The organism is Microbulbifer sp. ABM4_008, assembly GCF_056311705.1.
The window spans coordinates 4209329-4225015 of record NZ_CM149970.1 but is presented as its reverse complement, the minus strand read 5'-3'; the positions used below and the strand labels follow the sequence as shown (position 1 = coordinate 4225015).

General features: G+C 48.2%; 13 protein-coding genes. All 13 read right to left on the bottom strand.

Going from position 1 to position 15687, the window contains the following annotated elements:
• Window positions 1–11 precede the first annotated feature (11 nt).
• Window positions 12–1475 carry a M48 family metalloprotease gene (locus ACYX4J_RS18365; protein WP_282934294.1) on the bottom strand — a complete coding sequence of 488 codons (1464 nt, stop codon included), beginning with the start codon at window positions 1473–1475 and terminating at the stop codon, window positions 12–14.
• A 30-nt stretch (window positions 1476–1505) separates the two neighbouring features.
• Complete coding sequence (locus tag ACYX4J_RS18360; protein WP_413664369.1) at window positions 1506–2168, bottom strand: hypothetical protein; 663 nt, start codon at window positions 2166–2168, stop codon at window positions 1506–1508.
• 12 nt (window positions 2169–2180) lie between these two features.
• Complete coding sequence (locus tag ACYX4J_RS18355) at window positions 2181–2843, bottom strand: hypothetical protein (protein ID WP_282934292.1); 663 nt, start codon at window positions 2841–2843, stop codon at window positions 2181–2183.
• 23 nt (window positions 2844–2866) lie between these two features.
• Window positions 2867–3871 (bottom strand): VWA domain-containing protein, encoded by a 1005-nt coding sequence (locus ACYX4J_RS18350; RefSeq protein WP_413664370.1) that lies wholly within the window; start codon window positions 3869–3871, stop codon window positions 2867–2869.
• Window positions 3868–4950, bottom strand: coding sequence for a vWA domain-containing protein (locus ACYX4J_RS18345; protein WP_282934290.1), 1083 nt, complete (start codon window positions 4948–4950; stop codon window positions 3868–3870). The genes ACYX4J_RS18350 and ACYX4J_RS18345 overlap by 4 nt, the downstream gene beginning before the upstream one ends.
• A complete protein-coding gene (locus ACYX4J_RS18340; RefSeq protein WP_413664371.1) occupies window positions 4940–6244 on the bottom strand; it encodes a hypothetical protein in 1305 nt (434 codons plus the stop codon). Before ACYX4J_RS18340 ends, ACYX4J_RS18345 begins: the two co-directional genes overlap by 11 nt.
• A 38-nt stretch (window positions 6245–6282) precedes the next feature.
• A complete protein-coding gene (locus tag ACYX4J_RS18335) occupies window positions 6283–7077 on the bottom strand; it encodes a MotA/TolQ/ExbB proton channel family protein (RefSeq protein ID WP_282934287.1) in 795 nt (264 codons plus the stop codon).
• A gap of 24 nt (window positions 7078–7101) precedes the next feature.
• Window positions 7102–7311 (bottom strand): hypothetical protein, encoded by a 210-nt coding sequence (locus ACYX4J_RS18330; protein ID WP_413664372.1) that lies wholly within the window; start codon window positions 7309–7311, stop codon window positions 7102–7104.
• Between the two features lie 9 nt (window positions 7312–7320).
• Window positions 7321–9411: an SUMF1/EgtB/PvdO family nonheme iron enzyme gene (locus tag ACYX4J_RS18325; protein WP_476177263.1), complete on the bottom strand. Its 2091-nt coding sequence runs from the start codon at window positions 9409–9411 to the stop codon at window positions 7321–7323.
• Between the two features lie 273 nt (window positions 9412–9684).
• Complete coding sequence (locus ACYX4J_RS18320; RefSeq protein WP_476177262.1) at window positions 9685–11241, bottom strand: ABC transporter permease; 1557 nt, start codon at window positions 11239–11241, stop codon at window positions 9685–9687.
• A 102-nt stretch (window positions 11242–11343) separates the two neighbouring features.
• Window positions 11344–12564, bottom strand: a complete 1221-nt coding sequence (locus ACYX4J_RS18315; RefSeq protein ID WP_444892784.1) for a hypothetical protein — start codon at window positions 12562–12564, stop codon at window positions 11344–11346.
• Between the two features lie 17 nt (window positions 12565–12581).
• Complete coding sequence (locus ACYX4J_RS18310) at window positions 12582–13745, bottom strand: hypothetical protein (protein ID WP_476177261.1); 1164 nt, start codon at window positions 13743–13745, stop codon at window positions 12582–12584.
• 158 nt (window positions 13746–13903) lie between these two features.
• Window positions 13904–15202 carry a hypothetical protein gene (locus tag ACYX4J_RS18305; protein WP_444926670.1) on the bottom strand — a complete coding sequence of 433 codons (1299 nt, stop codon included), beginning with the start codon at window positions 15200–15202 and terminating at the stop codon, window positions 13904–13906.
• Window positions 15203–15687: the final 485 nt, after the last annotated feature.

The following is a 15687-nucleotide window of genomic DNA, read 5'->3' as shown; positions in this document are numbered from 1 at the left end:
TTCTTATAAAATTATTGAACGATCTTTATCCATTCTCCGGGCTTGGGTTCTCCTCGGGGATAATAACCATTTAAGAGGCGTAATTGCTCCTCTGCATATTCGCCGATTTCCATATGTTTTGCCAGGGAGGCAAAAGTAGTTTTTTCATTGGCCTGGACGTAGCGCAAGCGTTTGATGTCCTTCTCTTCTACAATGTCAGTTTGTCGTAGCGGCCTGAAGCTTCTAATGCTGGTCAGGAATAAATTGTCATATTTATCAATAGCTTCTGGATCTGAGTCTTCATCATTTGTGACTTTTCCCTGCAGTACAAATTGTCTGCTACCATAAAAAATTACCGCAATTCTGTCTGGATCTGCATCCTCTTTTTCAAGCGGTGGAATTTTTCCGGTATGGCCTTCAAGTCGATATTGATTGAGTTTCTCCCCTTTCTCCAGTTGTCGTAGATCGAACTCTGAGCGCAGAGCCATGTCAGCGGGCTGGTTGCCATCGCGTTGGGTAACTGTAATGGTAATTTGTGCACTTTTATCAGGTGCAGAGCCGACAATGGCTGAACGTTGATTTTCTACCAACCAGCCATCGGGAAATAGAAGGGAGAAACCCAGCCGCTTGTGATTGTAGCGATTTTTAGTGGACTGCTGTGTGTTCTGTCCGTACACAAGGCCATCTGTTTTTTCCCGATAGTATTCTACTTTGGTTTCTTTGTTATCTTCGGGAAGCTGGCCTGCAGCGTTTACAACTTCCTGTAGGCGAAGGTCATTTCTAGGGTGAGATGCAAAAACCCCGTGGTAAGTTTGCGGTTTCTTGCCCTCAATACGGGCACGGCGTCGGGCAAATGTCTCCTGATCCTTTAATAGCCCAATAACATTGATCATGGCCTGGGGGTCATAACCAGCGTTGAACATATATTGGGCTCCGAAGCGATCCGCTTCCAGTTCCATCTCGCGGCCGTAACCCTTCACTGCAGCGGTGCTATATAAATTTGCAACATCTCCGACTACACCACTACCGGTAACCAAAACTGACAATACTGATACAACGCTGGCTCCGGTCGCAGCTGTTTTTTGCCTTACCGCATGGCGGGCGGTGATATGGCCAATCTCATGAGCTAGTACAGCGGCCATTTCAGCTTCTGAGTGCAGGTAAGTTAGAAGGCCTCGGTTGATGTAGATATACCCACCAGGAAGGGCAAATGCGTTGATATCCTGGCTGTCGATGATCGTAAATTGGTACTTGATATCCGGTCTGTCGCTGGCGGCGGCCACTTTTTGGCCGACATGATTGACATAAGCGGTTAGGACTGGGTCTTTATAGATTGGAGTACTCTCTATCAGTTTTTCATGCATCTCTTTACCGATAGAGATTTCCTTGTCCTCTGACATTAGAACCAGGTCAGGCTTATTGGTGGCAGGGTTAAATGCACAGCCTGCACTGAGTATCAGGATAGCGCTGGCAAAAGCACGCTCGATAAATTTCATTACCCCTGGCCTCCCGTAGCGTCTTAATTTTTATGAACTGGGTGTTACTGCTGGCATCAAGAATTGTTGGAGCTGCAGCGCCATTCCTTTACAGGCATTATTCTGGACCCTGGCGATTAGTGGTATTGGAACCACGATCGCGGGCATATAGGAGGTTCCTTTGGCATCTGCACTAAGTTTCCCAGACAGTTCGCGGTCCCTGAAATCCCATACTGCCGCTTCGTAGTCAGATTCTTTATCCCAGGTCCCAAAGCCAAAGCACCCTGCACCGCCGGTACTGATGGTACAGCTGATAGAGCCGGCACTGGCTGTGGTCTCTGTCGAACCATCAATCCAGACGATGTACTTCACTCCATAGGTTTCCATTCGCTCACGCACACTTTCATTTTCCATCAGGCGATCTAGGGAGCGAACATGCATAGGTGCTGTCCTGGGTTCAAACCAGGGGTACATAAGATCGACAAAGTCTTGCTCTGGAATAATGTTTACACCTAACTCAGGGTTGTGTAGTTCTCTACCAACACAGGCAATTAAATCAGGCTCTGTTTCATATTCACTGGAGTGACGGCGGCCCAGGATGACGACGGAATCTCCTTCGGCAAGCTCACCATCGGAGCGCCGATACTCATCAATTACGACAGTGGTACAACCGCTAATAAAGATTATCGCTGCAACTAGAAGTGGCTTGAACACGATTTACTCCTCTTATTCAGCCTTTTTGGCTTTCACCTTGATTTCTCTCAGTGATAGCGATCGGCGTTTCCCTGAGAGAAAGGCCTGTAGTTCAGGAACTTTCCCAAACCCGGTATAGAGATTTGCTCCGGCATCGCGCAGGGCGATATTTATCGCCTGAGTTAATGCCTGTTCCTGGGACTGTAAAAATGCGGTAGGGGTTTTTCCGTAAGCGGTTATTACCCAGTTAGCAACCTGTCCACCACTGGGGTCAAATGCGGTCATGTTGTATTTAATCCATACCTCAAAAATATTGACCCTTGTCTCTCTGGGCATTGTGAACTGCAGCTCTCGCACTTCTGGAACTATCACCAGTTCGACATTGGCGGGGACTTCTTGTGGATAACTGGATAGAGATACGGTATCGGTAAACATGGAACCCAATACTGTTTCAAACAGATTTTTTTGTGCTCTGCCTGTGCTTATATTCCATTCTTCACGATCTTCACTGTCTTCTTTATAAGTGAAACTTTTAAAGTCCTCACTGAGGTAGAAGCCTACTGTTATTGGCAATTGATCGCCTATTGGGGCAGGGTAATTGCCATCCACCTGTACTGTATGACTGCAAGCACCCAGGAAGAAACTTACAAGAATAAGTACCTTTAGGTGTCCAAAGGAAGTCGACCTATACCTCATATGTTCCTCCTTGAATCATTTAACTAGCGAAAGTCATTCAACCCCACGAAAGTGCCGCCGTTTCGATAGGTGAGTTCGCGCATAAGGGCCGCAAAGCGCAGTCCTGTGGTTTGTAGGTGTGGAGGGCGAGAGAACTGTACAGGGAATCCTACTGCATGGATTCTGATATTTCGTTTTCCCTCACCGTGCTTAGCATTTACCCGTTCGACAGCTAACATAACCCTGCGGATTGATTTTCCGGTGAATTCATCGCCAAGCACATAAATACTGATTTTCTTACTGGGATCATAAAAGCTGCGGACGGCTTTCTGGATACCTTCAACAGGGCTGGAGTTACTAAAAGGATTCCAGGACTTCAACCGCTTTAGTATCGCTTGGCGGCGCCCTGGGGTATCAGGTATCCACTTGTTTCGATAATTGAAGAACATATAGTCCCCCATATCATTCATGACCTGGATACCTTTAACATTGGGATAAAGGTCTAGAGTATTGACCATCTCCGCCATCATTCGGTCCCAGCCGTAATTAAACATACTGCCGGAGGTGTCGATAATGAAGAGAATGTATTCGCTGTCGACAGGGATTCCGCCAATAACATTGTTTTTACGCTGGTAGTTCTCGCCCAGTAGGCGACGCATTTCATCAGTGATGGATTGTAGTGCAATGGTCAGCTCACCTTTGAGTTTGCCATCCTCACTTTGCCCTTCGGTTTTACTGGCAAATTCTGCTTGAAGTGCTTCCAACTCACCGCGCAGGTTGGCAATTCTCTTGCGCTCGATATCGATTTGTTCTCGCTTGGAATTTAGGTCCCGGTTGATAACTGTGGTCTCACCACGGATTTCTGCCAGCTGTTGCTGTAGTTCCAATACCTGCCCTTCGAGGTCAACTTCAGCTTCCTCTAATACAATCGGTTCTGCAGTCTTGGCGATCATCAGCAGCAAAACAATTGCGCCAAATCCACAGCAGATAACATCCAGGAAGGAAATGCTGAACTCCTCCTGGCGACGCTTTTTTTGTGCTCCTATCATGGCCAGTCCCTCGAAGGTGCAAGGAAAGAGCCTTTGCTTTGCATCGCCAGCTTCCAAAATTCACTAGCCGCAAATGGGTCCCCCTCCATAGGGGCAAGAATGACATTGATGGGAATATTCTTGGGGAGCACTTTGACCGCGCGCTTGAATAGACTGCGCCTGTCTCTACCCGAAATAGTGGGTTTTCTGGGCGCACTCATCCCTTGGGTCGGTAACCCATCGGTAATGAGAATAATGTTGTCGGGCAGTGGCGTCATAGCGTTAATAGCGTTAAATACTCTCTCTAGACTGGTACCATTTTCCGGCACTACTTCATCTAGCCCCTTGATAGCCTGGTCCAACTGGTCGCGGTCATCCACATTGAGCCAGCGATCTTCTGTACCGGCGATTGCGGCACGAAAAGAGGTATTAAAAGTATAGATCTGGTATTGGCTATCTCTGGGAAACTGAGCAGTAAGCCAGGAGACTGTGCTGACGGCCCTGCGCCATTTTTCAGTTTTGCGTTTTACCGGTGAAGACATGTTACGGGCGCGTATTATTTTAATAAGCTCGTCGCCGAGCATAGACGCCGATGAATCCAATAGTATCAGGATGCGATTACCGCCTAGGCGCAGGCCGGTGAGGTATTGACGATCTCCATCACCGACAAATTTGCGAACGTTATTTCCCAGCTTTTTATTTTCTTCCTCAAGGTTCTTTTTCGCCTGCTCCAGTTTTTTGAGTTTATCTTGTAGCCTCTTGATATCCTCTTCTTCATCGATACTGTCGATTTCAGCGATATTGCCTTTGGTTTCCTCTATTTGCTCCAAAATGCGTCTGGCAAGCCCTTGAGCCTCAACCAGTTCATCACTAACGACATCCAGAGTATTTCTGGCTTGAACTAAGTGTTCCTGTCCAAATTCCACCTCCTCTTCCAGAAGGTTCACCTCGGCAGTGAGATCTTCAGTCTCTACTTCAACCTGGTGATCGGAGCCGTGTTTGATAATAAGAAAAATTAACGCTACTGCCCCAAAACCACAGGACATGATATCGAGGAAGGACAGGCTAAATGTGGAAAAACGACGCTTTTTACGCCCCATATCGCTCCACGCTAATCGCAGTTATCACATCTTGATAATCTGCAACTCCAATTGTATCGCCGGCATTGAGATTAACGGGTGACTCAATCTCTTTTCCATTGAGTGTGAGCTGAATTCCAGCATCCACCCGCAAAGCAAGTCTGCCGGCATGATTTGTGACTGTTGCGGCTGGGTGCTCCGGTGGTGTTGGGGTGACTTGAAATTTCTCGTCATGCCAGAAAACGAATAGAGGTTCCTGGGCGGCCAGTGCCTTGTGGCCAAAAAGTAAATGTGTCGCTACGGTTTCTGAGGATTTCTCTACATGCACCTTGACCTCGTTGGGGGGGAGGGCAGTGACAGAGTTGATCAGTTTCAATGTACTGCTATCACTGCGTAATTCTTTCCAGCGGTGATTTATTGCATGTGCAATGGAGTCTCTTGAGAGAAGATGTACACGTTGGGCCAATTGAATTCCCCCTGGGATATCAGCCCAGCGATGGGAGATAAAACTCACACTTTGACTTTCCTCCAGGTTTTCAATCATTGCTCGTATACGAGAAAGGAGAGGGGTTGTTGCATCTTGAAGCTGCCGCAGGCTGATCTTTGCTGTTCGATCATCAAGTTCAGCTAGAACTTCTCCGTGACGCATCGCTCGATCAGTCCACTGGGGCATCAAATCATAGAGTTGCTGTTCTGATTCAGCTGAATGGAGAGGGTCAAATCGGCACTGCATAATAAATGCATCGGTAAATACGCGAGCCCAGGATTCCTGGAAGTTGTGTAGTCCTGCGTCGGCAACAGTTTCTACCGTTTTCACCGTGGCTTGCTTATCCACAGCAATCTTTGTTACCAGTGTCTGGTGGAGTTGTAGGTCGATATGCAGTTGGATTCCTGCAGGAGCCAAATTACCCAGGCACGCGGTTGCTGCATCAACAATGCCTACGATATTGATATCGCTGACTTTAATAACTCCCAGAAGTAAGGCCAGTTGTTCGTGGGTAAAATTGCCGGGAACAGCGAGAACAATTTCATCGGGAAGGTCACAGTGCTCCGCTATTTCCTGAAGGTGGCAGTAGACCAAGTCGGCATGGTGGCGGCAGCGTTGATTTTCTGACTTTAGCGACTCGAGGCTCAGTCTTCTCCAAAACTGGTTGTTAACCTGAGTCGGATGGCTCCTGGCACGCATTTGAGCTGAGGTACCAATATGAATTTTATTGTGTTCAATAACTGCAATTCCAGGACTTTCCAGTACTTCGTTAGTATTTGAAAATACACGTAATCCGCAGTCATTTATTTCCAGGACGCCTTGTCCCATGGGTTTATTCCTCGCTACGACTTATTCAGGTAAAACCGCTAGCTGATTTTCAGAAAACGCAGTAAGCGGTTGTCACAGTAACTTTGTGTATCCAACACCAGGCGCTCCTGCATGAGTTGTAGCTGGTGAGTGAAAAACATAATGACGATACTAATTACCAGGGCGATAAAGGTAGAGTTAAACGCGACCCCCAGACTTACCGTCACGCCAGCTATATCCCCCTCTACGGCTCTATGCGCCTGTGATAATGCTTCGCCGATACCTCGTACCGTGCCAATAAAGCCGATAGATGGAATAGCCCAGGTAATATAGCGAACCATTGCCAGCTCAGAATCGAGTCTGTCTCCCTCAGTTTCGCAAACCTCTTTTACAGAGTTGGAAACGGCGGCGACATTCTTGGTAGAACCGAATCGCTGCAGGGCGGTGAGTAGTGCCCTGGGAACTAAATATCGTCGTTCCTCTTCAGGAAGGGCTTGTATCGGGCGGGATAAATCACGGGTATCCTCGGGAAGAATAGGAGTTCCCTCGCTGATATTAAGTAGAGCTTTGTCCAGTAATTTTCGCTCGCGAATGCTTCTCTGTGCCTTTAGTCCCATAATGGCCATTGCCCACAACATCAGAACAAAGCAGGCCTCTTGCTCATAGTCGCGCATCACAATGTAGATAGAGCGTTGTTGAACGTAGGTTTCCCCAGCGGCCTCCCTCGCCAGTTGCTCCTCAATTAGCGCATCTGCATTAGGGCGAATAATGGCGACATAAATCGCATGGACCAAAATAATAGACCCCAGAAGAGCAAAGACCTGGAAGACAAAATCTGATGATTTAAATTTCATGGCGATACTCGCTAGAAGCTATTTCTATATATCTACGGGAAAGGAAACCGATAAGTCTTCGGAGATTTCTTCCGAGGCTTTATAGTCATCTGAATTACTTTTATTCCTAGTTATTGGTGCTTCTTTCTTGGGGATTACTGCCGCTGTTTGTTGGTTCTCTTCCGGCTTGTTTTCATCTTCTGCGTACGCGAAGTTGATAAATAGAAGCAGTAAAGTAAGTAATAAAAATTTCACACTAGTCTCCTAATTCACCCAGCGGGCAAGGCGGAAGCCAATATCATTACGAGCGGACTCTCCGTAATCACGGTAGGAGAGGCGTAACTCAGTCAACCCCGAATGACGCCAACTGGAACCACGTATTACATGGAAGTCCCCATCCTCTGGACCGACAGGGTTTTCTTCGATACGTCGGGATAACCCGGTCCCTATCGTGTATAGATCGTGAATCCATTCAGAGACATTTCCACCCAAGTCATAAATACCAAAAGCATTAGGACTGTAGCTACCTACCGGTGAGGTAGCTGCGTAACGATCACTGTAGGTGCGAAGGACTGCAGGAACTAGTTTTGTGGCAGTAGTATCTGCGTAGTTTCCGGAATTGCTCTTTATTGGTAGCTCATTTCCCCAAGGGAATTTTTTCATGGTGCCTTGATCGTATCGTGCAACCCAGGCCCATTCGGCTTCAGTCGGTAAGCGATAACCGTTGGCTGCGCCATCAAAGCCGACAACACGCCCGGCTTCCGTCAAATAGACCGGTGTGAGACCGTCTCTTTCACTGAGCCAATTGCAAAATAGCACTGCCTCTACCCAACTGACATTTACAACTGGCAGATTGTCATTGTCGAGACTGACACCATTTATATGGCTTGAGGTATGCAGGCGCTTGAAACGCCGATATTCCCGGTTAGTAACTTCAGTGGTCCCAATATAGAAAGGCCGATTTAGAGATACCTGACGCATAACCTCGTTTGCCCGCCGCCCCTGTTCTCGCCGGGATGATCCCATGGTAAATACGGCGTTGGGGCGCATGAGTTTCATGGTGCCGCCAGCTGCGTGACGCAAAGTTGATGGGGTTTCTCTCCAGCGCGCTTGTTCGGATGTAAGCAGTACCGCTCTGACAGTTTGCTCCAGTTTGGTGCTGGGAATGACACGAGTGTCAAATTCCTGATAGCCCTGTTTACGTACGACAATGTTATGGCTGCGGGCTGGCAGGTTGAAAGTTTGTCCACTGTTCCCGGCGTATTGACCATCAATGTAAACTTCCGCATCTGGAGGGACGCTACTGACGTGAACCCTGCCGTACACAGCATTTAGGTTTATATTCAGGTCCCGCTGTGTTCCAGCACCGAGGTCAACTGTGTGCTCAATAGAGGCGTAGCCATCCTTGAAGAAGCGAAGTCTATGCCTGTGGCCGGAGGCCAATTCCAGTTCCAGCGGGGTATGACCGCGAAACTCTCCGTTGACCGTCACTCCCGCTCCCTCTGGGGTGGTAACAACACGTAAAAGTCCATCAGCGGGTCCCAGGCTGACGGTTGCTAGCGTTTGATCGACACCGGCTGTAACAGCGACAGGAATATCGACAGTTTTATGTTCCGGCAGTGAAATGGATACGGTTCTGTCGCCCTGAACTAATTCAGTGGTCAGTGGTGTTCTGCCGAGAACTTTTCCTTCAACCGTGACCGTGGCCCCGGGAGGGTTGCTGCTGACGGTGATATTGGCCCAGGCCGGTCGAAGTGCGGCCTCCAGTGTGTGGGTATTGTCTAGCCCCTCAACATTGATTTCACGGGTGAACGGCAAGTATCGGTCTGATAGGACAGTCACACGCATAGGACCTGCGTTGATTGCTTCCACAAGACCATTTTTATTGGGTACTTCCCGTCCATTAATAAGGATTTTTACTGGTACAGGGGGCGTTGTTTTAACCTGTAGGTGGCCTGGAAGTTTTTCCAGGGAAACGGAGTGGCGACTGTGCCCGTCACGTTTTACTTCGACTTCGCCGCTCTGGGGCAAATAGCCGTCAGCACTGATCGTGAATTGATAATTACCAGGTAAAACCAAATGTCCATCGCCCAGAGGGATGGCGAACCCACTGACTTTGATGCGGGCATCAACCGGGTTGGTATCAAAGATTAATGACCGCGCCATAATCAGATAGCTGAGTGCAAAAATAGCGAGTAAAAGGCAACCTGCGACAATCAATGCTCGCTTAGAAAGAAAGAGTCGCGCGCGGGTAGATTTTATTTGTACCGGGGTGAATCCAACTGGCTCAATCAGGCTTTGTTCCTGAACTGGCGGCTTTTCATCCTGGACAGGTACTGCTTCCTTCACTGTCATTTATGTTTCCCTATTGCTGGTACTTATAGATTTTTCGCAATGGCATTGGTTTGGCACGCATCGCTTTATGCTCAGTCAGCCTGACCAAAGGTGGGTACACAATTTTCTATCTGCAGAAAGCTTAGCTTGCTGGCGTAATCTGCATGGGGATTTATAGGGTGTTTGTCACAGAACACCTCGTTTCGCTCAGCTCAACGAGGTGTCTGTTATCATCGCAGCTCATTACGGAAAATCTTATTTTTAGAGTTTATGCTGCTGTCTGGGTTCTCTCATTTAACTATTATTGGCACCGTTTATCCTTTCGGCACACTGGATAACAACTTCCGTTGTGGGCTTACCTGGTCTTACAACAAACTCTTGGCGAACGTCTCGGTAACCTTCTCTGGTACCAATGGCGATATAGCGCCCAGGTTTCAGCGCGATTTCCCGTTGGTCAAAATTACCTAATTTCCCTACATGGTAAATGGTGACACTGGTGGTTCGATCCGACTTGAATTTAACCGGTAAGGGGATCAGGGCTTGTGTCAGCGCATTTTCAAGGTCTTCAATTTGTCTTTGCAGCCTTGGGGTTTTAGTATTGAGTTTGCGAGCGTCTGTTAGTACTTGTCGGGCAAAATAGTTCCTTTTACCTTCGCCAAGGGTTAGTGGATCTTGAATTAAATCTTTTAACTGGTCATCCAGCTTTGCTCTGGCAGCAGCTCTAGCCTTGCCTGTTATTGCGTCCACCAGGCTAGAGTCCTTCTTGACCAGGTCTGTATAACTTTTTAGGGCTCTGTGCCATTCTTCCTTGGTTTCTTCCATGCGAGCTTGTTGGAGGAGTTTTTCTATCTGCACTCTGTCAGCTTCATTTCGTGCTTGTGCTAAGCCGATATCGGGGGCTTTTGCTGTTGGCTTTAAGTTCTTTGCTCGATGAAAATAGGATTTTGCCGATTCAAATTTTTCTTCGGCAATTGCACCGTAGCCAGATGACATCGCGCTTTGATAATCCCTTTCTGTAATTGCACCCTCAACCTTTGCTAATAGATCCTGAGCATCGGCTGTTTCTGAGTCGATCGCGAGAGATTTCTTGAGCTGTTCCTGAGCCAAATCCAATTTGGCCTGTTTAAATGCCTTTGTTCCTTGAGTTAAGTGCCACCAAGCGAGGGGGAGTTTGTCGGCCCGCTCAATACCCTTAAGGCCTCTGGGATGGTTATTGGATATGGTTAATACCATCTTGAAAGCATCGCTGGCGGAATCCTTATCCCCCTGACTCAGAGCTCGATTACCTTCATTAATATGCGTCTCAATGCGCTCGGGAATACTATCTTTTAGGTACTCTAATGCCTGGAGTGATTCCCGGTATTTTTCTAGCGCTGCCATAAAATTGCGTTTGCGATAAATTTCATCGGCTTGTAGAGCCAAGTCTTCAGCAGAGTAGAATTCTTCAAAAGCCCATACTTCTACCTTTCGATCTTTGAGCTCCTCTTTGATTTCAAGAATTTCCTGGAGAACCTTTTGAACCTCCCTGCGCTGCTGCATTATTTCTGCATCGCTATAAGGAGATTTTTGGTTGCTCTCCACAGCTGCGCTGTTTCCAGGCTGTACGGAGACAATTGTATCGGCTGAACGCTTTGGTGGTTTTACAACCTGAGGAAGCCCCCAAAATACACCGACCAGTGCGCTTACCATTATCACCCCAAGAGCGGCGGGCCAGTAGGACCTTTGCTCCCGTTGATGAATAGCGTTGGCAGTCGTTGACTTAGGGGATTTAGAGCTTTCCTCTCCGCCGAATGTGAATTCTGCGGGCTCTATATGAACTGTATCTTCCTTGGAGTTATCGCGGTGCTGCATAGTGATTCCGCCGTGTTATTCAATGACCCAGTGAAGATGTTGGGTATTCAGTAATAACTAATCACATTGATTAGCGTGCTTTTTGGGTACCTCTAACGTAATTTAAATGCTGTTACTGACTGCGCCAGTTTCGGCTTCATAGATTTCCTTGAGAATTTCCCGCCATTGCCGATACTGATTTTCAACAGTACCTGTGAGGGTAATAGTGCGATCTTCCAGCTCAACAATTTGCGGTTCTACCTCTGCCTCGATGGAGTCTCCTAATTCTTGCAGAGCTTCCAAATGCATCTTGGCATCGGATTTTCGGTCAAATGCACTTTTAACAAGATAGCCCCCGGCACCGATTCCAACCTGCCCAGCTGCCTGGGCGCTTCCAGTGCCAGCGCCAGCAGCAGCGATACCTCCAATAATGGCTGCTGCCCCCATAATTGTGTGATTGCGGGCTTTGCGCTTTAACTCTCGCATCTCCCTTACTTCTTCATAGCTGCGGGCTCGCCATTCCTGATAGGGAACTTCCATACTTTTGGCGAAGGTGCCGTAGTACTCCTGCAGAGTGTCGACAAACAGATAATCTCTTTCCCGTATTTTTCTTACCCTTTGTAACATGGGGTCATTCTCTGCGGGTAAAGCACTTAAAAAATAGACACCCTCAGCACTTTGAGTTAAATAGCGATTGAATGCCTGGGGAGAAAAATCCCGTGCAAATCGCATCTCAGAAATTGTGCGCAGCTCTACGATTTGCTGATTTGAAAGCTTTTGTCGGTAATTCAGCATATCGTTAGCAATACGGTTATAGATTCCCTGAAAAGCATCTCCTTCAGTAGGGTGCTTTCGGTCGTAGGCATAGTGGGATGCGTTCTCTGAATACTGCTTGGTAAACCACAACTGCCCCCGGGAATCGGATACGGTGATTTCCACCGTCAGCTTTTCTCCATCAGATTGCAAAATACGCCCGGATACAGTCACATCAATATTGGTGCGGCTCGATGGAATAACCCTTACAGCTCCCCACCCCAGGCTGGACTGCAATGAATCGGCAAGGGTGACAGCCATATAGCGGGATTCAGCTTGACGAAGCTCGGGAAAAACAAGCTCATCTTCATCTGCTTGTGCTGTATCGAGACCTGGATTGAATTGAATAACGCCGACATCCAGCAGTCTCTCTTCGGGAACATTGTTATCTTCGATTGTTAGCGGAGTAAATGCGGTAGTTCTGACTTCGGTAGTGGTACAACCATTGATAACAACAAGAGTTAGAAAAAATGCTGCGACTCTTGTTATGAACTGATACTTAACCGGTCGGGTTTTTTGGTTGGTCGACATATCGGCGTTCTCCAAGACTACTGCGTTGCACTTTTATACTTGCGATACTCTTCCCAAAGCTTTTCGCGCAATTCGGGGTCAGTCTCGCGTGTGGCAGCTTCACGAATCTGTCGAGCTACGACGTCATCATCTGTACCACTGGGTATATCGGCGGGCACAACTGCCTGTGAACCACCGTGATTAAAATCACCTTTACGTCCAGAAGCGGGCAGTCCGGGACCGGTTATTTGTCCACTGGAGTTATTATTTTTGGGGCCGTTACCTGATGTTGGGCCTGCATTGGGGGGAGGTGGAATTTCGGCTTCTGCAGATTGAATTAAGTCTTCTAGGGATTCCCCTGCTGGTGGTGCCTCATCCATCGCCTCTTCTTTATTTTCTTCGGAGGCTGACCCCGGTCTGTTTCTTACAAAGTCACGCTCCCGCAAAATCATGCCGTCATAGCTGACCATAGTGGATTCAAACTGGCCCTCAAGTTCTGCAACGCGATCTGCCGATGAAGTGGGAGCTTCATTGGGGGCACTGCCGGAACGTGGCGAACCACCGCCGGGTTGCCCAGAAGCTGAACTGCTGGCAGGCGCGCCGCTGGCCGCTGAGTTACTACTGGATGAGCTGCTGCTAGAAGCTGAGCTACTAGATGATGCGCTGGAAGACGAAGATGATTGCTCCTCCTCAGAAAAATCAATTTCTTCAGGAGGCGTTCCATCTTCACCAGACGAAGGATCAGTGGGTTTCTCTCCATTTTGGCTGGTTTGTTCGGGATCCGTATAAATTGGTGACGATGGATCATTTGAACCGTTTGGGTCCGGCATTTGATCCCCAGGTGAACTTTGATCCCTCGACTCTGATCCGCTACTTCCACTACTGGAGGACTGGCTCTGTTCTGATCTCGCTGTAGGCATATTCGCACTGGGCTGGCTGGAAGAGCTGCTACTAGGCTGCCCACTGCTCGAAGCCGTTGATTGGCCAGATCTTTGCGAACTACTGCTGCTACTAGATTGCGATTGCGATGCAGAACTGGAAGATGAACTGGAGGATGGTAGAGATGGCATTGCTGGTGGCTGTGACTGAGTTTGTTGGCTCTTGCACCCACCGGTTAAGATCGCCGCCAAAGCAATTGGTACCAGTACATTTGACAAACAGCTGTGGCGGTGAATTTTTTCTACCGCTGCTCGAGGTGTCATCTCTTTCTCTCCTAGACTGTTTGCCGGTGTGACCGCGTGAGACACATGAAGTGTTTTTCCGGTACTAGCAAATGCTCAATGTGGAACTTTAAAAATAGTTGTTATTTGATTATTTGCGTAGATTCCACATCGAGCCGATGTCAGTGGTGATAGGTTTCTCAGTCGAATATAAAGCGTTGCACAATTCCGCGGGTTTCCACCGCCTCTCCATCTTCAAACCTTGGTCTGAATTTGGCGCGTTTTAGAATGTTTCTAACTTTTGAGCGGATCTTCACTTTATCTGAAGGGTAAGCCCTGAGTATTTTTATATTCCTCGCCTTGCCAAAAGCCGTGACATCATAGGAGACCGTAATCCGGGAATTGGCTAGGACTTTGCTGTCCGACTCCAAAACGGGGAGCGCGGGTAAAGCCACAGGCCGTCCAAATATGTCCTCAATTTCATCGTTAGAGGCACCGTTATCCCAAAGTGCCTTGTAGGCCTCGCCGTAGGTTTGGCGCGCGGAGTGCCACTTGTTAAACATCATGTACCAGTCGCCGAGTTCAACTTTGGCTTTGGCTGAGGCTGCCGGGGGGGACTTGGGGTTTCTTTGGTAGACATCAACGATACGGGTAATGGCTTTTTTCCCGGTGTTAAAACTCTTCATCCGGTAGTGATCTAACTTGGTTCGCTGATGTGAGTCGGGGCCACTACCACCAAAGCTGGCGTTAACAAAAACTGGAGAGTTGGGTTCACCCTTATAGGTGGCCAGATAATAGTTAGTTGCTTTTAATCCGCGCAGGGCATCAACAAGGCGAAGGTCGGTGGAGCCAAAGTTTTTTGTAATAATATCTACCGCCAAACTGTAAAGATTGGTTGCACTAATTAGATGCTCAAATAGCGTGTCCCCTTTTTCCTCCACATAAGCCTGTAAATGCCAACGACTCAAGTTGTTGATTACTGGCAGCATACGGGGGTCTTTTTCGCCGTAATTTTTCTGGTAGAGCCAGTAGAGGTACTGCTGGTTGTCGTTAGCTTCTTCCCACTGATTGAGCGCTATTTGACTCTCGATCAAGCGCTTGATCATAGGGATTTGGCTTAGGGAATAGAGCCCCTCATTGACTCTGCTAATCAGCATTGCACGACGAAATTCAGTGACAGCCTGCTCATGATCGCCAGCTTTCTGTAATGCGGTGGCCAGCCCCAAAAGCTGTTCATCAATACCGGCGCCATAAGCACCATATTGGGCTTCGAGCTCCTCTATACGTTCACGGTAATTTTCTACAGCCTCGGAGGGCCTTAGCTGTCGAGGTGTTTTCTTGAGTGGTTTCGAGGCGGCTTCAATAAAGGCTTTTGGAGGTGCATTAGTTTGGACTGCCACAGGTGCGCCATCGTCGGCCAGGGCGCCATTACACAGCAGTGCTGTGGCTGTAAACATCAAGCCGATAGCAAAGGAATTGCTGGTATCTATCTGTGTCACGATTGAACCACTTCCGTTTCATATTTGGCTTCACCGAATACCAAACAGCTGAGGTTGGAACCTACACCTGTCAGTTTTCGGGTCTTATTTCCGCTCGCCCACTGCAACAGCGAATACGGCGGAAGTTCTCTCCTGAATGTGGTTCTCTCGACCCTGAGCGCATTGAGGGGGTATCCTCAAGCTCACAGTGACGGCGCGACTGGATGCTTATAAATGCCTGCCTGGCCGCGTATTAGTCAGTATAGCTAGCACTATGTGCCAAGAAGGAAGCTGCGGCGGGTACTTCAGCCACTTAATGCCCATTGCGCCAGCATGCCTGTGACCACCCTTTTGGTTTAGCAGTTGGGAGTGCAAATTAGGGGTGAGGGACTGTAAGTAGATGCCAAAAATTTGTTGATTACGTCCGATATCGCGACTTGGCAGCGAAGTGTAGCGAGTGGCTTGGTTGGCGCTGGTGCCACATCAGGATGGCGGAAGCTAAATAG